This window comes from Gloeocapsopsis sp. IPPAS B-1203 (genome assembly GCF_002749975.1).
In the GTDB taxonomy this organism is placed as follows: domain Bacteria; phylum Cyanobacteriota; class Cyanobacteriia; order Cyanobacteriales; family Chroococcidiopsidaceae; genus Gloeocapsopsis.
The window spans coordinates 110,224-135,179 of the sequence record NZ_PEIG01000003.1; the positions used below are offsets into that span (position 1 = coordinate 110,224).

The 24,956-nt window shown below is 40.9% G+C and carries 19 protein-coding genes; 11 read left to right on the forward strand and 8 right to left on the reverse strand.

All coding sequences use genetic code 11. The features are described from left to right. Positions 1–223 precede the first annotated feature (223 nt). Genes uraD through CSQ79_RS06615 form a run of 4 tightly spaced genes read left to right on the forward strand, consistent with a single transcriptional unit; the run spans position 224 to position 5,224 of the window. Positions 224–724 carry a 2-oxo-4-hydroxy-4-carboxy-5-ureidoimidazoline decarboxylase gene (gene uraD / locus CSQ79_RS06600; RefSeq protein WP_289500724.1) on the forward strand — a complete coding sequence of 167 codons (501 nt, stop codon included), beginning with the start codon at positions 224–226 and terminating at the stop codon, positions 722–724. 4 nt (positions 725–728) lie between these two features. Further along, positions 729–1,538: an FAD binding domain-containing protein gene (locus CSQ79_RS06605; RefSeq protein WP_099700395.1), complete on the forward strand. Its 810-nt coding sequence runs from the start codon at positions 729–731 to the stop codon at positions 1,536–1,538. A 4-nt stretch (positions 1,539–1,542) separates the two neighbouring features. Continuing rightward, complete coding sequence (locus CSQ79_RS06610) at positions 1,543–4,260, forward strand: molybdopterin-dependent oxidoreductase (RefSeq protein WP_099700396.1); 2,718 nt, start codon at positions 1,543–1,545, stop codon at positions 4,258–4,260. Next, positions 4,253–5,224 carry an XdhC family protein gene (locus CSQ79_RS06615; RefSeq protein ID WP_099700397.1) on the forward strand — a complete coding sequence of 324 codons (972 nt, stop codon included), beginning with the start codon at positions 4,253–4,255 and terminating at the stop codon, positions 5,222–5,224. The genes CSQ79_RS06610 and CSQ79_RS06615 overlap by 8 nt, the downstream gene beginning before the upstream one ends. A gap of 215 nt (positions 5,225–5,439) precedes the next feature. Here the strand turns inward: CSQ79_RS06615 and hisC are convergent, their stop codons facing one another. The 3 genes from hisC to CSQ79_RS06630 all read right to left on the reverse strand — a co-directional run bounded on the left by hisC (position 5,440) and on the right by CSQ79_RS06630 (position 8,766). Further along, positions 5,440–6,489 carry a histidinol-phosphate transaminase gene (gene hisC / locus CSQ79_RS06620; protein ID WP_099700398.1) on the reverse strand — a complete coding sequence of 350 codons (1,050 nt, stop codon included), beginning with the start codon at positions 6,487–6,489 and terminating at the stop codon, positions 5,440–5,442. Positions 6,490–6,582: 93 nt separating this feature from the next. Beyond that, positions 6,583–7,848: a bifunctional sterol desaturase/short chain dehydrogenase gene (locus tag CSQ79_RS06625; RefSeq protein WP_099700399.1), complete on the reverse strand. Its 1,266-nt coding sequence runs from the start codon at positions 7,846–7,848 to the stop codon at positions 6,583–6,585. 135 nt (positions 7,849–7,983) lie between these two features. Then, positions 7,984–8,766, reverse strand: a complete 783-nt coding sequence (locus CSQ79_RS06630; RefSeq protein ID WP_099700400.1) for a Uma2 family endonuclease — start codon at positions 8,764–8,766, stop codon at positions 7,984–7,986. Positions 8,767–8,798: 32 nt separating this feature from the next. Between CSQ79_RS06630 and CSQ79_RS06635 the strand changes: the two genes are divergently transcribed. Continuing rightward, the gene (locus tag CSQ79_RS06635) at positions 8,799–9,398 is read left to right on the forward strand and encodes a nucleotidyltransferase family protein (protein ID WP_099700401.1); all 600 of its coding nucleotides are present in this window, start codon (positions 8,799–8,801) and stop codon (positions 9,396–9,398) included. On the opposite strand, the gene CSQ79_RS06640 is transcribed toward CSQ79_RS06635, so the two are convergent. Continuing rightward, complete coding sequence (locus tag CSQ79_RS06640) at positions 9,384–11,159, reverse strand: ABC transporter ATP-binding protein (RefSeq protein ID WP_099700402.1); 1,776 nt, start codon at positions 11,157–11,159, stop codon at positions 9,384–9,386. The two genes, CSQ79_RS06635 and CSQ79_RS06640, sit on opposite strands and share 15 nt — an antisense overlap. 667 nt (positions 11,160–11,826) lie before the next feature. On the opposite strand from CSQ79_RS06640, the gene CSQ79_RS06645 reads away from it, so the two are divergent. Then, a complete protein-coding gene (locus CSQ79_RS06645; RefSeq protein ID WP_099700403.1) occupies positions 11,827–12,447 on the forward strand; it encodes an SET domain-containing protein in 621 nt (206 codons plus the stop codon). Positions 12,448–12,452: 5 nt separating this feature from the next. Here CSQ79_RS06645 and CSQ79_RS06650 read toward each other — a convergent pair whose 3' ends face one another. After that, on the reverse strand, positions 12,453–14,465 hold the full coding sequence (locus tag CSQ79_RS06650) for an ATP-binding protein (protein ID WP_099700404.1): 2,013 nt from the start codon (positions 14,463–14,465) through the stop codon (positions 12,453–12,455). Positions 14,466–14,619: 154 nt separating this feature from the next. Further along, positions 14,620–15,525: an Hsp33 family molecular chaperone HslO gene (gene hslO / locus CSQ79_RS06655; protein ID WP_099700405.1), complete on the reverse strand. Its 906-nt coding sequence runs from the start codon at positions 15,523–15,525 to the stop codon at positions 14,620–14,622. Between the two features lie 269 nt (positions 15,526–15,794). Here hslO and CSQ79_RS06660 point away from each other — a divergent pair, with 269 nt between their 5' ends. From CSQ79_RS06660 to CSQ79_RS06680, 5 genes are all read left to right on the forward strand, one after another. Then, on the forward strand, positions 15,795–16,181 hold the full coding sequence (locus CSQ79_RS06660) for a hypothetical protein (protein ID WP_099700406.1): 387 nt from the start codon (positions 15,795–15,797) through the stop codon (positions 16,179–16,181). Between the two features lie 1,295 nt (positions 16,182–17,476). Beyond that, positions 17,477–18,118 carry a helix-turn-helix domain-containing protein gene (locus tag CSQ79_RS06665; protein ID WP_502693915.1) on the forward strand — a complete coding sequence of 214 codons (642 nt, stop codon included), beginning with the start codon at positions 17,477–17,479 and terminating at the stop codon, positions 18,116–18,118. Between the two features lie 27 nt (positions 18,119–18,145). Next, complete coding sequence (locus CSQ79_RS06670) at positions 18,146–21,175, forward strand: peptidase domain-containing ABC transporter (protein ID WP_099700407.1); 3,030 nt, start codon at positions 18,146–18,148, stop codon at positions 21,173–21,175. A 220-nt stretch (positions 21,176–21,395) separates the two neighbouring features. Further along, on the forward strand, positions 21,396–22,688 hold the full coding sequence (locus tag CSQ79_RS06675; protein WP_099700408.1) for a beta-barrel domain-containing protein: 1,293 nt from the start codon (positions 21,396–21,398) through the stop codon (positions 22,686–22,688). A 275-nt stretch (positions 22,689–22,963) separates the two neighbouring features. After that, entirely contained in the window at positions 22,964–23,716 is a 753-nt protein-coding gene (locus CSQ79_RS06680; RefSeq protein ID WP_099700409.1) for a peptidylprolyl isomerase, read from the forward strand. A gap of 21 nt (positions 23,717–23,737) precedes the next feature. Here CSQ79_RS06680 and CSQ79_RS06685 read toward each other — a convergent pair whose 3' ends face one another. Next, the gene (locus CSQ79_RS06685; protein ID WP_099700410.1) at positions 23,738–24,028 is read right to left on the reverse strand and encodes a hypothetical protein; all 291 of its coding nucleotides are present in this window, start codon (positions 24,026–24,028) and stop codon (positions 23,738–23,740) included. Positions 24,029–24,193: 165 nt separating this feature from the next. Then, entirely contained in the window at positions 24,194–24,952 is a 759-nt protein-coding gene (locus tag CSQ79_RS06690) for a peptidylprolyl isomerase (RefSeq protein ID WP_099700411.1), read from the reverse strand. Between the last annotated feature and the right edge of the window lie 4 nt (positions 24,953–24,956).

Genomic DNA, 24,956 nt, shown 5'->3' on the forward strand with positions numbered 1-24,956 from the left:
CACTTTCATTAAAAGTTTGATTTAGTAAGTCCACGAAGGTGGACTTTGTTTGTTTAGCTGCGAATTTATTCGCTCTCTCATCCCTAGTGAATGATTACCAATTACCTAATACAAAAACCTGAGTTGGTAAACTGTATAAAATCATCCAAATAGATCGTGACTTTTGTTGTAAAGTCAAACCTTGACTCTCAAATAATATTGGTAAAGATCGAGGTTGATGTGGATGACTTCGCTATCTGAGTTAAATCAGATGAATCAGGATGACTTTGTAGCAGCGTTGGGATGGATATTTGAGGATTCTCCTTGGGTTGCAGCGAAAGCTTGGGCTAAAAAACCGTTTACTGATGTATCATCTCTACATCAAAGTATGGTAGATGTCGTTCGTGAGGCGAATGATATAGAAAAACTTGCCCTTGTTTGTGCCCATCCTGACTTAGGTGCTAAAGCTAAAATGGCTGAAGCCTCAGTAAAAGAACAAGCTGGAGTTGGTTTAGATAGACTTAATCCAGAAGAGTACGATAAGTTTAACTACCTCAATCAAGCATATAAAGAAAAATTTAACTTTCCTTTTATTGTTGCTGTCAAAAATCACACCAAAGAAAGCATTTTAGCAAGCTTTTCTCAAAGGTTAGAAAATTCAAAAGAAACAGAACTACAAACAGTTTTAGCAGAGATAGAAAAAATAGCTTTGTTTCGCTTACAGGAAGTTATTGATGATAAGTAATTAAATGGATTTACATAATATTCAGACTTACTTACGTCCCCAAAGTTTAGATACAGTTGAAAACTGGTCACAAGGATGGTCTTGGCTAGCTGGAGGAACGTGGATTTTTACTCAAGCACAGCCTGATTTAAAAGTATTAGTCGATTTAGAGAAGTTAGATTGGTCAGAAATTGAAGTAACTCAAGAGGGATTAAACATTGGTTCAACTTGTACGATGGCAAAGTTGCGTCAATGGCATTTTCCAGAAAATTGGACAAGTCTTAAAGCTTTGTTTCGCGCTGTAGACGAACTGGCTTCTTTTAAAGTTACAAATATAGCAACTGTCGGAGGAAATATCTGTTTAGCGATACCAGCAAGTACATTTGCCCCAGCAATGGTAGCACTAGACGCAAGCTATGAAATTTGGCATCCTCAAGCTGCGCCGCGTTTTGTTCCTGCGAGAGATTTTCAAACTGGGGTACAGCAAACAATTTTACAGCCAGGCGAAGTTTTACGCAGAATCTCAATTCCGCAAGAAAGTTTAGAATGGCAAATTAGTTATCAACGAGTTTGTGTCGCGACTGCGGGAATTGCAATATCAATCGTAGTTGCAGCCTATAATCCGCAAACATCACAAGTAAGATTTGGTTTAGGTGCTTGCGTACCCACACCACGAATTGTCAATTTTCTCCATATTCCTACACCAGATGAAATTGGGGAAATCCTTGACGCGCAAGTACCATTGAATAACTTTATTGAAGACTATGCCGCAAGTGCGGCTTATCGGCAACACATAACCAAAGTTTTGATGCAGCGATCGCTTTTGGAATTTTAGATTTATGCAAGAACCACTAACTTTTCAAGTTAATGGCAAAACATACACTGAAAGTTGTCCTCCAGGGACAAGCTTATTAACTTTGTTACGCGATCTTGGTTGGGTAGGCGTACATCGCGTTTGTGAATCGGGTGATTGTGGAAGTTGTACGGTATGGGTTGACGATAAACCTGTTCATAGCTGTATCTATCCAGTCATGAAGCTGGAAGGACACGATGTTACAACTATTGAAGGATTAGCAGCGGATGAACTAGCACCAATTCAGCAAGCTTTTCTCGAAAAACAAGGTTTTCAATGTGGATTCTGCACTCCAGGAATGATTATGAGTGCAGCAAAATTGCAATACACTTCACTAGCTGAACTACGTCAAGCTTTAGATGGTAATTTGTGTCGCTGTACAGGCTACGAAGCAATTCTGGAAAGTATTCTTGCAGCTAAAGAACAACGATCGCAACCTTGTATAGTTCAAAATCCTGTCGGCAAAAGTGTTCCTAAACAAGATGGACCAGCAATTGTTAAAGGTACAGCAGATTATACAGCAGATTGGTCGCCACCTGGGTTACTACATATGAAAGCGGTGCGATCGCCCCATCCCCACGCCCGTATTCGTCAGATTAATACCGAAAAAGCCCAAGCCCTTCCTGGCGTTCATGCAGTTTTTACCTATGAAGACGTTCCCCGTAAACCTTATACAACAGCAGGACACGCCGATCCAGTACCCGATCCTTTAGATCATTATCTATTAGATCATAAAGTCCGATTTATTGGCGATCGCGTTGCAGCAGTTGTTGCAGAATCGGTAGCGATCGCAATTCAAGCGTGTCAACTCATTGAAGTTGATTATGAAATTCTTCCTCATGTTATCGATCCTCTTGCAGCAATTAATGACTGCGGGATTGTGATTCATGATGAACCAGAATCATCGCAAATTTACGATGCTCAACGCAACATTGCAGCTAAAGTCATGCTGGGAACGCATGATATTGCACAAGGATTTGCTGAAGCTGATTTAATTGTTGAAAATACTTATCACTTGCCAGCAGTTCAACACGTTCATTTAGAACCTCATATTAGTACAAGTTGGCTAGAAGCAGACGGAACATTAGTAGTGCGTTCGAGTACGCAAGTTCCATTTCACACGCAAAGAGTGCTAGCACAGCTATTTAATTTACCACAAGATAAAGTTCGCGTTTTTAAAACTCAAATCGGCGGAGGATTCGGTAATAAACAAGAAATTCTCACTGAAGATTTATGTGTTTTAGCAACTTTGCATACAGGAAAGCCTGTGCAATGGGAATTTACCCGCGAAGAGGAGTTTACCGCAACAAATAGTCGTCATGCAATGCAGGTTAGAGTAAAAACCGGAGTCAAGGCTGATGGTACATTGGTTGCACAAGAAATGGAAGCGATCGCAAATACAGGGGCGTATGGTAATCACGCGCCTACGGTTGTTTTCCTGACAGGTTGCTATCCCCTAGGTTTATATCGGTGTCCGCATCAACGATTTCTGGGATTATCAGTTTACACAAATACAATGCCTGCTGGAGCGTTTCGCGGCTACGGTGCAACACAAGGAACGTTTGCGGTTGAGTCGCAAATGGACGAAATTGCCGAAAAACTGGGAATTGATCCGATAGAACTGCGTCAGAAAAATATTATTCAACCTCAAGATATCATTCGCCTCGGACGCGAAGGAGCGCATGACCATTTTCACTTGATTGGTAGTTATGGCGTACCCGAATGTTTTGCCAAAGTGACGCAAGCATTAAATTATGTTCCTGGAACGAAACCTACTGTCAATGAACATCTCCGGCGTGGTGTCGGATTTGCAGTGTCGATGCAAGGAAGTGGTTTAGCAAAAATTCATAGCGCAGGAGTGAAGTTATCGCTCACAAGTGATGGGTATGAATTAAGAACTGGGGCGATTGATGTTGGTACAGGTGCAGATACATCATTACGACAAATTGCCGCGCAGGTTTTGGGTGTTACAGTTGCAGATATTGAGCTGATTGCAGGTGATACACATCATACACCCTTCGATGCAGGTTCTTATGCATCAGCAACGACATATATCTCAGGTAAAGCCGTTAATAAAGCCGCTGTTGCTATGCGATCGCAGATCTTAGAATTTGCAGCTAAAGTTCTCGATACTCAACTAGAAAACATTACGCTTACGGCGGATAAAGCGATCGCCTCACAACAAGAAATAACACTACAAGAACTTGTCTCTCATAATCAACAACCTTTTGTTGTCGAAGTCGAACACGCTGCGAACGAATCATCTTTAACCTTTGCAGTGCAAGGCGCAGAAGTCGAAGTTGACACCGAGACAGGTAGAATCACAGTTCTGCGTTGCGTACAAGCTATTGATGTTGGTACAGCAATTAACCCAAGAATCTGTCACGGACAAGCGACAGGAGGGATTGTGATGGGTTTAGGTTATGCTTTGTCTGAGGAGTTAATCATCAATGAGTCAGGGCGAATTTTAAATCCTGCATTGCGGACATATCGCTTACCTACTGCCAAAGATACACCGCAGATGGAAATTATTTTAGTTGAACAACCAGATCCTTATGGTCCTTTTGGTGCGAAGGGCATTGGAGAAATTGGCACTAATTGTACCGCAGCTGCGATCGCCAATGCTGTCGCGCACGCAACAGGTGTGCGGTTAACGCAAATTCCGATGACGCCCGAACGAGTTTGGCAAGCCTTGAATGCTTGAATTCTATCAACAAATGGCGCAAGCCTTACAACAAGGTGCAGCAGTTCTTGCCACGGTTGTAAATGTCACAGGTTCCGTTCCGCGTGAGGTAGGGGCAAAAATGTTAGTGTGTCGCGATGGCACAATTGGAACGATTGGCGGTGGGGCTGGGGAAGCTAAAGTCATTTACCAAGCTTTACAAGTTTTGGCGACGGGTGAGAAGCAATTTGTGGAAATCGATTTATCTGGGGCGTCGCAGCGCGAAACTCAGGGAGTTTGTGGTGGTACGATGCAAGTTTGGCTGGAACGTTGGAGTGGCAATGAGGCGATTGAGTTAATAGAGCAAATTATTGAGATTTTGTCAAGTTGCGAGTATGGTGCTTTAGTGACGCCGTTTTTAGAAGACTCGCAGCCCTATTTAGATGGGGATAACGAACCACAAAAACACAAAGAAAATGAAGCTTTTAGAGAGATTTTGATGCCGTTACCAACGTTGTTGATTGTAGGTGCGGGTCATGTTGCGGTTCCTTTGGCAGCGATCGCGGCAATGATTGGGTTTCGGGTAACTGTTGTTGACGATCGCACTGAGTTTGCTTCACGCGAAAGGTTTCCCCAAGCGAATGCGGTTATTGCTCAACCCTTGACATTGGCGTTAACTTGTGCGTTAAATTCACAATATATTGCACTAGTGACGCGGGGCATCCAACACGATCTAGAAGCTTTACGGTTTCTACTGAAAACACCAGCAAAGTATATTGGGATGATTGGTTCGCGCAAGCGAGTACACCTTGTACGTCAGCAATTGCAACAAGAAGGATATCCTCCAGAGGTTTTAGCATCACTCTATGCACCCATCGGGCTAGATATCGGTGCTTTGACACCAGAAGAAATTGCAGTAAGTATTTGTGCCGAATTAATCAAAGTGCGGCGTGGTGGTACAGGTAAATCTTTATCCAATGCAGTCAATACAAACGTTCTCACTTAATTCACGAAAATCTCTCTCCAACTCTTCTTCTGTGAACTCTGCGTACGCCAGTTTGACGCCACTTGCTACAACGGGGGACACCCCCGCAACGCAGTGGCTCACGCGGAGTTCTACAACGGAGGGAACCTCCGCAACGAATCCGCTCCTCAACGGAGGACACCTCCGCACAGGACTGGCTCCTCTGTGGTTCGTTCCCTCAAAAAATCTCAAAATTGCTACATCAAACTCACTAACGCCTCAATCAAAGTTTGATTTTGTTCATCTGTCCCAACAGTAATTCGCAACTTATTTTCTAATCCAACTTGCTTGAAATATCGTACTAAAATTCCCCGCGCCTTCAGTGCTAAATACAACTGTTCAGCATTTCCTTGCGGTGGAGTTACTAAAACAAAATTTGCCTGCGAATCAAAAACCTGGAAGCCTAAATTCTTAAGTTCTACTGCGAGTTTAGTGCGCGACTTTTTCACTTTTTCGGCACAAGCATTTTTGTAAACTTGATCGCGCATAGCCGCAGTACCAACAGCAGTTGCGATCGCATCAATGTTGTAACTATCTTTGATCTTAAATAATCCCGCAAGTAACTGCGGATTAGCAATCCCAAAACCCATCCGCAACCCTGCTAGCGAATACCCCTTCGATAGTGTCCTCAGAATAATGACATTTTCAAATTCTTGCACCAGCGGTAAAGCCGAGTACTCCGCAAAGTCAGTATAAGCCTCGTCAACGACTAATATACCTGCAAGTTGTTGTGCTAATACGCGCAAATCTGCCAAAGAAACCAAATGACCTGAAGGACTATTTGGTGATGCTATAAATGTCACTGCACCCCTAGCCTCTACAAGTTCATCAATTGGTAACTGAAAATCTGCGGGATAATCAATTTCGACAACCTTTGCAGGTTGCATCGCGGCTAACGTGCGATATAACACATACGTCGGCATCGGATAAACAACTTTGCGATCGCTTCCTTCAGCACTTGCCCGTATAATGACATTCAGTAACTCATCACTACCGTTACCGACAATCACCCAATCTGCAGGTACACTCAAAGCCTCACTCACAGCACAACAGAAATCTTTCGCAAATGGATCGGGGTAGCGACGCAACCATTCACTGTCAAGATTTCGCAACACCTCCATCGCTTGCGGTGACGGTGGGTAAGGGTTTTCATTGGTGTTGAGCTTAATAATCGGCGTTCCTGGTTTAGGCTGTTCTCCAGGAATGTAACCTGTCATTGCATCAACAGCAGCACGAAAGTAACTCATAAGTGATAGCAACTTCGGTTGAATAACCAGACTATCGCTGGTAATTGGTAACTGGTAATTGGTGACTGGTAATTGGAAGAAAACTATTACCCATTACCTATTACCAAGAAGATCATTCTGCGTTCCTACTTCTGTAATCCTAGTTTCTGCACGACTGAAGAATCTGAAATATATTGATGTGCAGAATTCTTTGATAGGGAATAAGAGATAAGTTAGTGGATTAACAGTAACAATGATATTGCGGACATCGCGCTTTGCTAAAGCAATAATTTGCCGCGCGACGCGATCGCCTGACATCACTCCAATCGGATTAAGATTACTCTTAAATGGTCCCAAAATCAGTTTTCTCACAACACACGGCGCATCTAAACGGCGTAATGTCACTAAATCGCCCAAAGCACGCTTAGAAAGTTCATACAATGGACTAAAAGCTGGACTCACCTCCGCTTCAGATGTATTTACCCATACTTCTTTCAACGCAGTGTCTTCATTTGTGCGGACGGTAGTAAAAAACAATTCCATCAACCGCAAACTCGAAAAGGTATTCACCTCGTAAGACTGGGAAATTGCCTCTGGAGTTCTTTCACCGTGGACATTAATGCCATGATTCAGCACAAGGATATCTATCTTCTTGAGTAATTCTGTAAGTTCAGCCTCTTGTCCTGTTTTCCAGGTAATTGTCTTGACGGCGAAAGATTCATCGTTGAGTGTCATAGTAATCGGTTCAGAATGCGAACTAAGAGCAAAAACCTTCGCACCTGCTTGATGCAAGTGAAGTAATAAAGCTTTCCCCAACGTTCCCGATGCACCAGTAACTGCAATTTTCTTTCCTTTAAGTGAGAGTGCTGTGCCCATCAACTTATCCACCAAAGTGAAAGTACCACAATAATAAGCTTGGTCATCATCAAAATGATGTCGCCAGTGATAAGGACGATTCACAAACCATGTTGCAGGAGGCGATAGAAAACGTCCTGGTTTATGCGTGACATCAGTAACTTCTCGCGCCCATTCACTTCCGCTACCACGGGCTACACAACTAATGAGAAATCCTAATGTGTAAATTGTCCCTGCCAAAGCTGCCCATTGGTAAGTAGGTGTCCATACGAAACACACCCACCACAATGCTAGGCTGAGTGTTAACATGACAAGGCATTCAGGAAAATCATTGCGCCACTGTGCTTGACGATATATTGTTGCACTTGCAAAGGTCAAATCTCGCCGAAAAACGCGATGATGCCATACGTGTTGTCGATACAATACTGGTACGCGATGTGATATTACATGATACAAATCTCGCACGATTTCTGCCCAGAGAATCGAACCTACTCCCCAACCAATTACTGTTATCCAATACACCATAAATTTATTGCGCTAACACTCAATAATCATCTCCGCCGCATCCTTGGGCAAAAGTAGCAACTATCATTATCTTAGAGTGCAGCTAACTTTAGCTATCCAAAATTTACGCGCCAAGTGCGATCGCTTGCTCGACATTCAGTTTAATGCGTCTGGATCAATACCTAATTCCCGCAGTTTAGCTGCCAAAAGTTCGGCACGCTGTCGTTCTTGTTCAGCACGCTGTCGTTCTTGTTCAGCACGCTGTCGTTCTTGTTCGGCGCGTTGTCGTTCTTGTTCGGCTTGTTCAGCACTCCACAACAGAAGATTACCTTCAACATCCCACCAGCGCAGCCAATTGGTCGTTTGGCGCAATCGCTCGCCGTACCAAATTCCTAAAAATAACTCTAACTGCGGAATCCAATAACGTCCGTTGGCATCAGGTCTGTGTAAAACGTACTTTTCTTCTTCTAGATATCGTACCTCTAGATTTCGTTCGTAAGGGTCATAAGTAACATAAGTAGGCACTTGCAAAATTTGTTCGTAGAAATAAAGCTTGCCATAGGGTGGAGTCGAGCGTATCGACAACTCACCGCCATCTTCTTGTGAGAGGAACTCCATGACTAAAGCTACCGAATCGCCTTCAAGATGTGGTGTATAGCTGCGACGAATGACTTCTGACGGTACAGGTTGAACGTGAGCCACATAAAACCAATCAGGTGCTTTCACGACAATCTTTTTATTTACCGTAGCAACTAAACCAAAGTTCGAGCCGATGAGCATATCCGGTTGAATACGTTCTGCGGCTCCTAATGCATCAGTAAGCGCAGCAGCAAGGGGCGGTTGTTGAATGTTCTCCACAGGATCGTCAGGTAATATGAAGTCATCTGGAAGATGTTCCCAGCTGATTGTCAGTTTTTTTGTTGGCTTTTGCAGAATCATACAATGACTGAATAATGATTAATTCGTAATTTATGCCACAACAAACCTTGAATTGCTTGGCATTAATCTTGGCAGCAGGTGCATCGCATCGGATGGGTACTTGTAAAGCTGGCTTACCTTGGCGAAACGATAAAAGTTTATTGTTTTATCAAGTCGAACAATTAGCTCTTGCCAAGATTGTACCTATTGTTGTGTTGGGATTGCATAATTTCAAACAACAGCAAGTTCCTGCAGGCACTACAGTAGTGATTAACCATAATCCCAGCGCTGGAAAGGTAAGTTCGATTCTGACGGGATTAAAGCACATACCGCAATTTGATTGTTTGCTGATTTCAGCAGTCGATCAACCTAGAAGTAGTTGGATCTATCAAAAATTACTTCAAGCACACATATCTTCTTCTAGCGTGCCCATTACGGCACCTCATTATCAAGGCAAGTTAGGTCATCCATTATTGTTTTCCTCATCAGTGCGATCTCATTTAGAAAATGTGAGTGAAGCAAATTTAGGTTTACGCCAAGTTGTCCAAACATTTTCTTCGCAAATTCAGCGCGTAAACTTTGACACTCCAGAAGTTTTGCTGGATCTCAATACTCCTGAAGCCTATCAAGCTGCAAGACTAAGCTGCACCTAATTGTAATGCGTAAAGATTTGCATAAACTCCGCCTTGAGCAATTAATTCTGTATGCGTACCACCTTCAATAATTTGACCTTGTTGAATTACCAATACTTGATCTGCTTTGGTAACAGTACTGAGGCGGTGGGCAATCACAAAGCTAGTCCGTTCAGTCAATAATCGATCAATCGCATCTTGAACTAAAGCTTCGGTGCGCGTGTCAATACTGCTAGTTGCTTCATCTAAAATCAGAATTCGCGGATTAACTAAAACAGCACGAGCAATACTCATCAGTTGTCGCTGTCCTTTACTGAGGTTTGCGCCTCTCGCACCTAATAGCGTCGCGTAGCCTTGCGGCAAACTAGTAATAAACTCATGAACATTGGCAACTTGAGCAGCTGCTTCAATTTCGGCTTGAGTAGCATTAGGACGACCAAAAGCAATATTTTCAGCAACTGTGCCACTGAATAAAATATTGTCTTGCAAAACTAATCCAATTTGTCTCCGTAAGCTTGCCTGCGTGACTTTACGGATATCAATACCATCAATTTTGACAGCTCCACTCGTAACATCATAGTACCGCAGAATCAAGTTAATAATTGTACTTTTGCCTGCTCCTGTAGGACCCACTAAAGCGATCGTTTGTCCTGGTTTCGCATGAAGGTTGACTTCTTTAAGCACAAGCTGATTTGGTTTGTAACCAAAGGAAACTTGCTCGAATGTCACCTCGCCCCGAATTAGTGGCATTGCGATCGCATCGGGTGCATCTTTGAGTTGAGCCGGTTCATCAAGTAGCATAAAAATGCGCTCGACTGCGGCTAACGCTGACTGGGCTTGCGTATAAAACTGACTCAAAATCTGAATTGGGCGGAAAAATTGCTGTACGTAAAGTAAAAATGCAGTTACGGTTCCTATTGTGGCGGCTCCTGTCACTGCCAAATAACCGCCATAAGCGAGAACTCCAGCAGTTGCTAGTGTGTTGAGAAAATCAATTGATGGTAGAAACGCGGCTGTAATTGCCACTGCATCAACATTAGCATCACGGTTTGCTGCGTTGAGGGCTTTGAACTCTGCAATATTCAATCGGACGCGATTAAAGGCTTGGGCTTCGCGTACACTGCTAATATCTTCCTCAATCTTGGTAGAAAGTTCCCCAATTGTTTGTCTCGTTACGCGAAATCGTTTTCTTGCCCAGCGCGAAAATAAGCTGGTGGTAACAAGCATCAATGGAACAACTAAGTTACTGACTAAACCTAGCCGCAGGTTGATCAAGAACATGGCAATGACAATTCCTGCTAAGCTGAATAAGTTGCCCAACATCTGAGCGATCGTTTGTCCAAATGCCTGATTCACAACACTGACATCGTTGAGCAAGCGGCTCATTAAGTCCCCAGATTCACTTTGATCGAAAAAGCTAATCGGTAAACTTTGAACTTTTATAAAAATATCTTGACGTAGTTGTGCTAACAAGCGTTGTACAATCCAGCCAACACGAATGATTTGGGCGCGGATAGCTGTAATGCCGCCTACATAGACACCTACTAGTAGTACGAGCATTAAAAGTAAACCTTGTAAGTTGCCCTGGGCAATCAGATTATCAATTGACCAACCAACTAAAAAAGGACCAAGTGACTGTGAAGCCGCACCAATTGCAACTAAGCTGAGGGCAACAGGGACTTCTTTGCGGTAGGGTTGCAGATATCCTAAAAAGCGTCGCAGTGTCGGTAACTGTTGACTAGCTTTTTGCTCTGATGCAACGAGTGGACTAGGGCTTCTCATGCAAGTTTGAATTGTGAAATTATGCCGTAGCCGGAGGGCAACTTTATGAATCTTAACCTGTTAGGAGGATTCTAGAGAGCATTACAACTTTTAATCAACATATTATATTTAATGTAATATAGTGCTTCTACATAGTTACCGAGCGCTACAATCTGTTAGCTAATCGCTAATCAAAGGTAGGCTAAGGGCAATAAACAATTAGCAATCATAACCAGATGCTCATCACTTAAATAGAAACACTATAGCAATGTGTCAAAAGACAAGCTGGTATTCTTTGAGAACCAGGTGACAATTTTATCTTGAACGACAAACGTTGTATTTCTCAAGTTATAAAATCTGCCGAATCCTGATTTAATTAAAAATATCTTTGCTGAGGTTAATTAAGTCAACTCAGTTAATTGTGAGATGGCTAGCTCGTCTCAGTATGAGTAAGTAAGATATATACTTTACGTTTGATATAGTATGGTTTACCTACTAAGTGGGTGAACACAACTGTTGAGCATTAATACAGCACTCATGTGTAAAGATAACTTAGCTAAAGTTACTATTAACTCAAAAGAGCAGATTTAATGAACTATTTAGCTAGTAACTTTACTCAATTTTTACCATAGTATTTATTAAACCGATTATAAAGGAGTTATACCACTTTAAAAAATCTTTAAAACGTATGATACATCCTGATACTCAACTTGGTTTTGTGAGTCCATCAATAGGTTATGGTGTATTTGCAACTAAATTCATTCCTCAAGGAACAATTACCTGGGTATTAGACAAACTAGATCAAGAGATTGACGAATCTTATATTTTGGCAATTGATGATATTTACCGAGACCAGTTGTTGAAATATTCTTTTCGTAATGCTCAAGGCAAATATATCTTATGCTGGGATATTGCGCGGTATATAAACCATAGCTTTGATGCTAACTGTATTCTTACACCGTATGATCTTGTGATAGCTGCTAGAGATATCCATCCAGGAGAAGAGCTGACTGAGGATTATGGATTATTAAATCTAGACGAACCGTTTGATTGCTTACCTGAAACTGGTAGCGATCGCGTACAGGTAACACCCCATGATATTTTGCATTTTTATCATGAATGGGATCAAAAGGCAGTTGATGCTATAAGACTTTTTAAAAAAGTTGACCAACCACTAGCAAAATTTATCAATAGTAAATTCTTGCCTAAAGTCAACGCAGTAGCAGCAGAACAAGACCAAATGGATTCAGTTGTTTCTTGTTACTATAAACGTTCTATTATTCCATCAAGTCAGGTCAATTACTCCTAATGCAATTACTGTTGGGGAGTAGACACTGGTGTTGGGGTTGGTAGTGTTGGTACTACAACAGGTTCGGGATTCAAAAACTTTTCCCAAGCAGTAATTTGCTGCTGGGCTGCTCGATAAGCATCTGTTCCAGGAGGAATTCTGCGGGCGATCGCAATGCCACCAGGAATATCATACTGACCTCGATTCAAAGCAAGATTAAATAGCTGTTGACTCCATTGAGCGATCGCAGGATTAATATCTGCACGTAGTGGACTAGTGCGTGGCACTCGGTTTGCTAGTCGAATTGCTTGTGCTAATGCTTCTGGTGTACCTTGTAGGGCTGTTTGACGTGCTTCTTGCCAATTTTGTCTAGCACGAATTTGTCCTTGCCAGTCGTTTACTGCGGCTTGGGCTTCTCCTGAAAGCGCTCTTCCTGGGGCTATTCTTTGTGCGGTTGCGATCGCTGCTGGAAGATTACCATTTCTGGCAAGAAATCTTGCCTCATCTAGAATTGGTTGATCTTGAGTTCGCTCAATTGTATTTGTCCAAGTCCTGATTCTACTGCGGGCTTCACGATACAAAGCACGTCCACTACTGATTTGACTCGCCTCATTAATTGCGGCTTGCAAGGAAGCTATATCTCCTCCTACCGCTAAATCTTCTGCACGGTTGAGTAGTGGTCTATCCTCAATAGTCTCAACTTGTCCTCGCCAGCGGTTGATTTCTGTTCGTACTTCCGAAGCACGGGGATTGCTATCAGAAATTAATTGTGCTTCGGTAATTGCCGCTGTCAAATCCCCAATAGTTCCACCTCGGGCAAGTTGTCGAGCACGATCTAGCCGCGCTACTGCTTCAATTTCTAGTTGCCACTGGGCAATTAACTCTTGTGCCCTACTATACAGTGGTCTATCTGTAGCAATTTTCTGTGCGGTAGCGATCGCTGTTTCAATATCTGGGATTTGTCCCATCCACGCGCTCTGCTGAGCAGATGCTAAAGTTGTAAAATCTTGAGCCTCCGCACGCAAGCCTGTACTTGCTGGAATACGATTAGCAATATTGATGGCTTCATCAGCATCTCGTCTTTCTAAAGCTGCTTGCGCGAGTTCCAGCATTTGCCGTCCCAAATCAGGAATGAGATTTCGCGCTTCTTGGTAAATATAGCTATTGACTCCAATTGATTGTGCAATCTTAATGGCTTCCAATAAGTTGTCTGCACCACCTCTTTTTGCCAAGCTTTCCGCTTTTGCCAACTTGCTGGCATCTTCGCGGGCAATTTCAATTTTTTGATTGAGTTCTGTGTACTTCGTCGTTGCCCAATATTCGTTACCAATACTGAGTAAGCGTACCGTTCCCATAAATGCTTGATGCCACTCACGCGCGCGTAAGCGATCTTCGACTTCGGCATATATTGCTTCTGCTTCTGACCAAATTGACTGCCAATTGGCAATCTTACTATCTACATTTTGGTAGGCAGGTACATTTCTGGAGATTTTTTGTGCCGTAGCGATCGCTTGTTCTAATCTTCCTGCTTGAAAATCTTGCTCAGCTAGAGCCAAAATATCAAGCGACCATTGTTCTAGTAAACGATTGATTTCTGGGCGGAGTGGGTGATCGTCTGGGAGTGCTTCAACGAGGGCGATCGCTTGCAGTAAGTCTTGCACTGTCTGCTTGTTTGCTGCTACTTGTGCGCAATGTAGTCGCACTGAAGCTGAAGCTAGAGGCCAAAAAATAGCTGGACAGTTGGGTGCTGCTGGTGACTTCAATAGCATTGCCAACGCGATCATACCAACTCCACTTGTCACCAAGCCTCCTAATCCCATCCAGAAAATCCAATTTTTCGACCAGAGGAGTACCTTGCGCTTTGGATTCAATCTTTTTGGGGATTTTGGCTGCGGTGCTGAGGTGTTACCGCTCTTTTTGGCTGCGTGTCCTACTTCAGTAGAGCCAATTCCTGCAACGGGAGTTAAAGATTGGCTAGCATCTTCTGGGCTAGAAGCCTTGACAACAGACCAATCTTCTGGAATACTTCTCTCTCTCATTGCTGACACCCAAATATCTTTACCTGGCTTTGATTCTGTTTATAAGCAGCCTTGTTTGTCAACCCACTTTATTATGTATAAAGACGTGTATTTTAGCACAAAAAAGTTGGCTATTAGCATTTTTTGACCTCTGGCTCCTGCCCTTTGCTCCCTATCACTTGGCTGAAGCTTCAGACTGCAAATCTACAATCAGCTGATTCAACTGGGCACTGCTTGCCTGATAAACTGTTCCACAAAAATGACAAGTTGCTTCAGCACCATCATCTTTTTCAATCATGTCTTGAAGTTCGGCTTCGCCGAGCATTTTTAATGCTCCCAACATCCGATTAAATGTACAACCACAATGGAAGCGTACCAACTGCGTTTCTGGTAGAATCTCTAAACCCATATCTCCAAGCAATTCCTCAAAGATTTCGGGTAAAGTTTTTCCAGCCTGCAGTAGAGGAGTAAACCCTGATAAGGCTGTGACCCGAGATTCTAATGTTTGAACAAGTGTTTCGTCTGTTGCAGCTTTTGGTAAGACTTGTATCAATATTCCTCCAGCAGCTTGTACTCCCTCGCTTCCTACAAATACACCTAGAACCAATGCTGATGGAGTCTGTTCAGAAGTCACTAAGTAGTGAGAAATATCATCTCCAATTTCACCTGAAACTAGCTCTACTGTACTGGTGTAAGGATATCCATAACCAACATCACGTACAACATACAAATAGCCGTCATTACCAACAGCACCACCGACATCTAATTTACCTCGAGAATTTGGCGGTAGCTCTACACTAGGATTATCCACATAACCGCGTACAGTGCCATCCAAGCCAGCATCGACAAGAATGCCATCTAATGGACCGTTTCCCTTAATCCGAATGTTGACTCGCGATTCGGCACGCTTCATACTGGATGCTAGAAGAAGTCCTGCTGACATGGTACGACCCAAAGCTGCTGTGGCGACATATGAAAGCTGATGCCGCTGCCTTGCTTCTTCTGTGAGGCGAGTGGTGATGACACCTACCGCACGAATTCCACCCTCAGCTGCCGTGGCACGAATTAACTGATCTGCCATAACCCTTACATTTCTTTACATACGCTTTCTTTTTTATTTTAAGGCGGAGATACAACTAACGGCTTGGGAAGTTGGATACTAGGGTAGTAGGGTAGGCGGGTAAGAGGGAAAACTATCATTTCGTCTCTCCTACTCTCCCACACTCCTACTCTCTTACTCTCCCACTCGCCAACTCTACAACGCTCCCACACTCCTACTCTCTCTCACCACTTGCTTTTAAGTTCAGTCATACTAAAAATAGTATTAATAGGGCGATCGCAACGATTATCATGCTGGGTACTTTTCAACAAAGCCAACTGAGAATAGAAGTAGAAGCGTCAGCAACTGCAATTCGCGACAGTTTATTGCATCCAGAACAGCTACGAAAATGGCTGTGGTTTCAACGCTTAACAGAGGGAATGCCTGAACAGCTACATTCAGGACTTTCTTTCACAAGTTGGGCAGGACCTATTGCCATCCGCAATCAAGTTGAAATAGCAACACCTGTTTGCTTACGCTTTTTACTCAGTCAAGGCATTGATGGCTACCACGAATGGTATTGGGGGGAAGGCTGGGTGCAATCATCTTTGGCAGGAGTTTCACTTTTGCCGCTAAACTTGGCACAAACAATGAGTTTGCTCAGTCTACGTCAGTTTTTAGCAACTAAATCAGCATAGATATTTACTCTAACTTTTAACGACGACTGCTTAAGTCTGAGCTAAGCAATATCAACTGCCTTAATAGGGAACTGTGTAAAAGCCTTAGTACAGACTTATTTCTAGATATATTGTCTATTGCAAAATTCACAATTACCAGAGTGCTTTGAAGTAATTTCTCAAAGTAGAGAAAATAAATTTATACATTTATATTGTTGAATAATACTGGTATAGACTAAACTCTAATTTGTAATGGTATGCAACTTAAATGCACGAAGCAGACTTTGAAATTCAAAGTTCTTTGGAACTGCAGGTAAAATGTGACTTTTTTCTGGAAATATTGTCTGTTTTCCTCAGAGCTTTGATAAGATGATGAGTGAAATTAATATTTAAGTTGCTTAGAGCTAAGCAATAGGCTGTAGGTTCTATACAATAAACTCTTTCAATAGAAATTACTTATGTACTTTTTGTTACTAGTAGAACTGCATCAGTATTGACGTACAAAGATAACTTATTCCTAGCGTTGAAATTTTTATATATCAATTTCTTATTTAAATAAACCTACTTCTTAATTATTTAAGGTATAAAAATATACTTAATCTTATTTAGCTGTGATAAAGTCTGCATTATTATCTTCAATAGATCATAATTCGCATAAGTACTTACTTAGATATTTAAGTATAAAAACATACTAATTAGTTACATTTGGTAACAAAATTTACACAAATTACTTAACTTAATTAGAGCTTGCATTGAGTAACAAAAATCTTGATAATCTAATTACATGAAATACATAAAAAATAATTTGAAATAATTTATTAAGCAATGATGCAACCTTGGCATAAACGTAGCTTAGTTCTAATACTAGATTGAGTTCTAGCGACTTTATTTACTATTAAAAATTCGGTTAAAAGGCTTAGATTTAATGAATCAAAAAAAACAATATTTTTTGAGGCACTTAATTTACTTTAATTAAAAAAATGCTTGATAAGAGAGGAAATTCATGAAAATAGTTGTGTGTTCAAAGGAAAGTTTAAAAAGTATTTTTTTGATTCAATATGGTAGATGAATTGCTATTTACCAATTAAATATCACTAAAAGTAAATGCTTTGATGAAAAAGCAGGTTAACTTATAAAAAATAATGTTGTTAAGTAACAACTATATCTTCTTCCATTTTTTAGAAAAAAATAATTTTACTGCTTAGAAAAGTACTACATCTGTAAATATTATTAATTCAATCATCACTAATTATGGTTTGAACACCTCTGTTAGGCATCTAATTTAAAATTTTCAAAAATACTGAGATAAAATTATGATGAGGACAGAATCTAATCTAAACACAACGAACTTGACTGATGGCGATCAAATTCAAAGTAGTAGTTTTTCAAAACTATATATAGAAGAAAGCCAGTTTTTAACAATTTTTCAACGAGAGTTTTTATTAAAAAGTAGGCAAAGTAATCTACGTCCCGAATATCATCGTCGGATTGAAATCATGCTGTTAGCAGACATGGGGTACTCACAAGCAGAAATTTGCACAGCATTAGGATGTTCCCAAGAGATGGCGCGGTATTGGATTGCAATGGCAAAAGCAGGTTTAGCGCATAAGTGGAACGATCGCCCAATTGGTCGCCCTAGAGTAATTGATGCACATCATATTGCTCGCTTGCAAGAACTAGTGAGTCATAGTCCACGAGAATATGGTTATTCATTTCGGTGTTGGACAGCAGAATGGTTGAGTAAACAACTAGCAAAAGAATTTGGTGTTGAAGTCAGCGATCGCCACATTAGCCGGATATTACAAAAATTGGGACTTTCCTTAAGGCAAATTCGCGTACAGACAGAAACCAAAAGTTTTTCTCAAACTAAAGCTTCAGGTATCAAGATTAGTAATTTGCAATCTTCTGCACAAGCAAATCCACTTTGGACTTTTAACGCAGTCAAGCCAAGTAAATAACTGATTTCAGCATCATATCTGCAAATCATGGGACAAAAATTATCAGAGTTTTCCTTAGCACAGCTAAGTCAACTCTTTACCCAAATAGGGCTAACGCTTTCTGAGGCGGAAATCTTTAGCTGTTATCAGCAAGCTGAAATTATCCAACCAAATGCAGGTAAGAAATTTTGGTGTACCGCAGATGCAGATCGCGGAATTTATTTAATTATTGCAGGCAAAGCTCGACTTCTCGATAGCAGCGATAATCTGATAACTTCTTTGGAGACAGGCTCAATATTTGGTGAAGTAACGCTATTTACTTCAGAACAATTTCAACCTTATGCTGTCAGAGCATCTGTGAATTTAAAGCTTTGCTATCTCAATGATGAATGCTTGCAAACCTTAATCGCAAGTCATCCAGAAATTCGCGATCGCCTATATCAGCAAGCAGTACTCCGAGACTTACTTTTGTTGTGTCAGCAAAGTAGCTTTTTTAACAATGGTTCTGTAGATGGGTTAATGCAGATATTACCGCTGCTAAAGCAACATATCTGTAGTCATTACGTTCCTGCTCGTGTAGCAGAATCACGGTTATGGTTAATACGGCGCGGAGAACTCCTACATTCTTCAGGAGACAAGCTGACTGCAGGTGATATATATGTCCCGAAATCGTCTAAAGATAAAAACTGGCAAGCAACTGCATCAACTGAGTTGTATGTTCTCCCCAATGCACATTGGCAAACTGCAATCCAGTACGTACCACAATTAGCGAGTACCGCAGATATACCACAAGTTACTGCTGCTGTAGAACCAGAAAGCCCCTCGTTTACAGAAGCAGTTGATCGCAAAAATCAGGTCAAAATCAACCAAGCTTACTTTCCTCGTCCTACCGTAAAAGTTGGTCAATGGTGGCAGCAATTTACACGACGTTATCCCTTTTTTGCGCAACAAAGTACTGCTGATTGTGCTGCAGCTTGTTTAGTGATGATTGGGCGTTATTGGGGGAAACGCTTTAGTGTAAATCGCTTACGTGATATTGCTAATGTTGACCGTAATGGTGCATCTTTACGGGGATTAGCAGCAGCAGCAGAAAGCATTGGATTCACGACTCGACCAGTAAAAGCTAGCCTCAATAAACTAGCCGAACAAACTTTACCTGCGATCGCACATTGGGAAGGAAGACACTATGTTGTTGTCTACGAAATTACTCCCAAGCGAGTTGTGATTGCTGATCCAGCCACAGGTCAAAAAACTCTAAGTCCGGCAGCATTTAAGGCAAGTTGGACAGGTTACACATTATTATTGCAGCCTACCGCACTCCTTAACAAGACAAAAGATACAACGCAAACGTGGTGGCAATTTATTGAGTTAATCAAACCACACACTTTAGTTTTGCTAGAGGTTCTGATTGCTTCACTCCTATTGCAGCTTTTTGGGCTAATTACGCCTCTTTTAACGCAACTACTACTCGACCGAGTGGTAGTGCAACGCAGTACTCTCACTTTAACTGCTGTAGGACTAGGTTTACTGATCTTTGGTTTATTTCGAGTGGCGATGATTGGTCTGCGGCAATATTTATTAGACCACACGGCTCACAGAATTGATTTAGCGTTAATTGTTGGTTTTATTAAACATACTTTTCGCTTACCACTCAGTTTTTTTGAGTCTCGCTATGTTGGCGATATCATCTCGCGCGTTCAAGAAAATTATAAAATTCAGCAATTTCTTACAGGCGAAGCACTTTCTATATTTCTCGATCTGCTCACAGTATTTGTTTATGCAGGATTAATGTTTTGGTACAGCTGGCAAATGGCACTCCTTGTCTTAGTTGTTGTACCACCATTTTTCTTATTAGCATTAATTGCTACACCTTTCTTTCGCCGTATTTCCAAAGAGATTTTTAACTCTCTTGCTGAGCAAAATAGTTACTTAATTGAAGCGCTCACAGGTATTCGGACAATTAAATCAATGGCAGTTGAGCAGACAGTGCGTTGGCATTGGGAAGAACTTTTAAATAAGTCTGTACGAACTTCTTTTTCTGGACAAGTTATTGATAATAGCTTCTTAGTTTTTAGTTCAACAATCGAAGCACTCGCCACTACAGCATTACTTTGGTTTGGAGCGTGGCAGGTAATTCAAAATCAACTGACTATTGGGCAATTAGTTGCTTTCAATATGCTGTTGAGTAATGTTATTAATCCTTTTCAACGTTTAACAGTTTTGTGGAATCAACTACAAGAAGTGATTATTGCGGTTGAGAGAATTAATGATGTCATTGAAACTCAACCAGAAGAAGATTTTCAAAATCAGCCACGGCAATTGTTACCACCATTACAAGGCTACATCCGCTTTGAGCAAGTGACATTTCGTTACCATCCCGAAAGCGAGGTCAACACCTTAGAAAATGTTAGTTTTGAGATAAAACCAGGAGAAACTGTTGCGCTGGTTGGTCGCAGTGGCTCTGGAAAAACGACAATCTCTAAGTTAGTTTTAGGGCTTTATCCACCTACAGAAGGCAAGATTTTGATCGATGGTTATGATATTACAACCATAGCTTTGCGATCGCTCCGTCAACAGATTGGTGTTGTCGATCAAGATACTTTTCTCTTTGGCGGGACTATTTGGGAAAATATTAGCCTTGGTCATCCTGAAGCGTCTTCAGATGACGTTCGCCAAGCAGCTAAACTTGCAGGTGCCGATCAGTTTATTCAACAACTACCGATGGGTTATGAAACCCAAATTGGTGAAGGTGGTGGCATGCTATCAGGAGGACAACGCCAAAGAATCGCGATCGCCCGTGCTTTTCTTGGTAATCCTCACTTACTTGTTCTTGATGAAGCAACTAGCCATCTTGATGCCGAATCTGAGCGAATTATTCAAAACAACCTGAGTACACTTCTACAAGGACGCACAACGCTGATTATTGCTCATCGTCTTTCTACTGTGCGCCAAGCCAACAAGATTTTAGTCTTAGATCGAGGAGTATTAGTTGAAAGTGGTACGCACGAAGAATTAATGGCAAAACGCGGTCAATATTTCTATCTCAACCAGCAACAAATTACAGGAATTCCTTCTTGATTTGAAATTGAATTTTTCTATAAAAATAACTTATTTGATATTGAATTCTATTTATTATTTACAACGTAGAAAGATCGTCGATTGAATAAAATGATTACCCATTACTGTTGTGTAAAGTAAGCAATTTTAAATGAAAAAAGATGAGAGATAAATAGAACTAACTCAAAACGTGCTAACGCACCGCTACGCTAACAAAAATTAAAACTATTAATCCTTACCAATGCCTACTCAAAGTGAAAATTGGTCTTATCCCACTCAAGAATTACTCGATACCCTACCAAGAGTTTGGACGCGAGGTTTACTTTATTTCTTGTTGGTTTTTGCTATTGTTCTTTTACCTTGGGCAATGCTAGCTAGAGTTGATGAAACTGGTAGTGCTAGAGGACGACTAGAACCTAAAGGAAAAATGGTAAGACTTGATGTCCCCGTTAGTGGTACAGTAGCAGCAATTAATGTTGAAGAAGGTCAAATAGTTAAAGCTGGGCAAAGTTTATTAGTCTTAGAATCTGAGGTAATTTTAACCGAACTCCAACAAACAAGAGCAAAATTAGAAGGGCAGCAAAATCGTTTACCGCAGTTGGAACTGATAAAAAATCAACTAGCCATTAGTATCCGTACACAACGATTACAAAATCAAGCGCAAGCCTCAGCACAACTTGCACAAACTCATCAAATTCGCCAACAGCAAAGCTTTAATCAAGTAGCTGCAGAAGCCGCACAACAACTGTTGAGTAAAGATCAAGACACAGTACAACGCTATCGGCGACTCCAAAAAGAAGGCATTGTTTCTGGGGTACAAGTAGATATGGCTGAACGTACCATGATTGAAAACGAGCAGCGTTTAAAAAAAGCAGAATCAGACATCCAACAAGCTAAAGCTGAACTTGAAAAGCAACAGAGTACTTACGAAAGTAATTTACGTGCTGGTGAATTAGCAATTTTAGATAGTGAGAGGCAAATTAAGGAAATCCAAACCCAAATTATCGATTTGCAAGCCGATATTGCCCAAACAAAAAATCAAATTTCATCTTTACTGTTACGACTACAACAACACATCTTACATGCACCGATTAATGGCATCATTTTTCAATTACCTATTCAACGGGCAGGTGCTGTAGTACAAACAGGTCAAACGATCGCTCAAATTGCACCTAGTGGTACTGCCCTTGTTCTTAAAGCTGAAATGTCTAGTCAACAAAGTGGTTTTCTTCGCCCTGGATTGCCTGTCAAAATTAAATTTGATGCTTATCCTTTTCAAGATTATGGGATAGTATATGGCTTTTTAAGTTGGGTATCACCTGATTCTCAAAGTAAAGAAACAATTCAAGGTCAGGTAGATACATATAAACTAGAAATTACAATATCTCAGCCTTATATTCAAACAGCGCATAAACGTATTCCTCTAATTCCAGGTCAGACAGCAACAGCTGAAGTCATAATTAGACAGCGCCGAATTATAGACTTTATTCTCGATCCTTTCAAGAAATTACAAGTAGGTGGTTTAGAACTATAAAATAAGCCGTTTTATGCAATCTAAAACGACACTATTATGTAATGCAATCTAAAACTTAAGTTATTAATATTAAATTGAGATTACTAAATATTAAATCTATTGCTAAAATCTCACATTTTACTCTGGCTAGGCAACATGCCTAACCCAAAAAAGCTGAATAAATCTAAATTTTTAGAGTGATTTTTCTCACCTATCCATGATTACAAGATATTCTATTTAACTAAAGTTTTTATTCGATTGCAATCAACCTTTTACTCACTTTCAAGGTCTTAACCATGTTAAACGTCATTAAGATTGCTCCTAGTAACATCATTCATGAAATCAATCTTACGTGTCAACTTCCTTCAATAATTGAAGGAATTTTGAATCGAAAAATTATTGCTATCATTGCGTCAGAAAAAGGACTTACAGCTACACAAGAAGAACTACAGCAAGGAGCAGATAACTTGCGGATTATAAATCACCTTCATCATGCAGAAGATACTTGGAAATGGCTAGAAAAACATCATTTATCTGTCGATGATTTTGAAGAAATAGTTTATGCAAATGTTATTTCTGCAAAACTAGCTCAACATTTATTTGCAGATAGTGTTGAACCTTTTTTTGTTGAACATCAACTTGATTATGCTGGTGTTGTATTCTATGAAGTTATATTAAACGATCAGGATTTAGCATTAGAACTGTTTTATGCAATTACTGAAAAAGAGATCAGTTTTAGTGAAGTTGCCAGCCAGTATATAGAAGAACCTGAACTACGGCGCTGCGGTGGATATCGCGGAATTCTACATAGGAAAGATCTCAAACCAGAAATTTCTGCTGCAGTATTTGCCGCAACTCCACCACAACTTCTCAAGCCAATTGTCACCTCAAAAGGGATTCATCTGCTCTTCGTTGAGGAAATCATTCAACCTCAGTTGGACAACGATCTACGTTATCAAATTCTTTCTGATTTATTTGCTGAGTGGCTCAAGCAACAGATTGCCAATGTAGAAGTTAAAATCCAGTTAGAAAGTGCTGTGTCTGTGTAGTCATAATTGTTTTGATGTGCTTCAGCGTCTAACACTAATGATAGTTTTGTGAGTATGCGAGACCCCATAATTTTTCACACCTTTCGTTTTTACCCAAACTGATCTAGTGACCACAGAAACAACTCGCGTTTTTACTACGGTTTCTACTACTAAGTTACTTGTGGTTGGCATGAAGTCATCTGTGAGAAAACTGAACCAGCCACCTGTAATATTTTCTATTTCGCGATCGCTTAATTCATTCATAAAACTTTCAGCGTCCTGGAATAGCTCTAAACCAGTAACAGATAAATCAGAGATGTTTAAACAAGACATTTGACGCACTCCTTGTCAATGATTCAGAACGAACATAAAGTCCGGCTAACGTTGGGATTATCTAAGCAAAGTGTATCTTCGTACACTAAGATAAGACTTTTGAGAGGGTAAGAGTTGCCTTACCCTGAGTCCACAGAAGTAGACTTTGTTTGCATAGCAGCAAATTCATTGATCAAGCATTTTTGCTTGACTATTTTCCTGTATCCAGAATTCAAATAAAGTATCTAAAATTTGCTCTCTTACGGTTTCGCTGAGTTCTGGAGGAAATCTTTTTTCAACTCGGAGAATGTGATAGCCGAGTTTTGTATGAATTGGTCCGATAATTTCGCCTTCTATGGCTGTAGCGATCGCCTGCGCAATTTCTGGTAGTAATTCACTCAAAAAGCGCACCCCAGTAAAACCACCGTTTTCTTGCGACTGTTTACCCTTCGAGTGTTCCAACGCCAAAGCGCAGAAAGAAGCTTGTTCCTCGCGTAGTGCTTTTGCTAGTTTCATCGCATCAGTAACATTGAGCACGAGAATTTGGGAAAGCGCAACTCGCTGATATTCTTCTCTATTTTGAAAGTAATAACTATCAACAGCTTCTCCAAAAAGCTCCGCTTTTAACTTCTTCCCTAAGAACCTAACTTTGATTCCCTCAGACCAATCTTCGACACTGATCCGTTGGCGTGTCAACCATGCATAAGTTTCTGCAACTCCAAGTATTTTGTGTTCAGTGCGAAAAGCATCACCAGCAGCTTGCCATTCTTCATCCGATACGGTAACTTCGTACTGTTCGCAAAGCTGTAAAATTAAAGCATCGCGTTCGGTCAAATCAGCAATTTCAGCAAATTTACATGAACGCCGGAGATAAGTCACAATCTCTGCATCGGTTGCAGGAGAAATTTTTGGTAAAACTGGTTGTTCGATTACTAAATCCGACATAGCA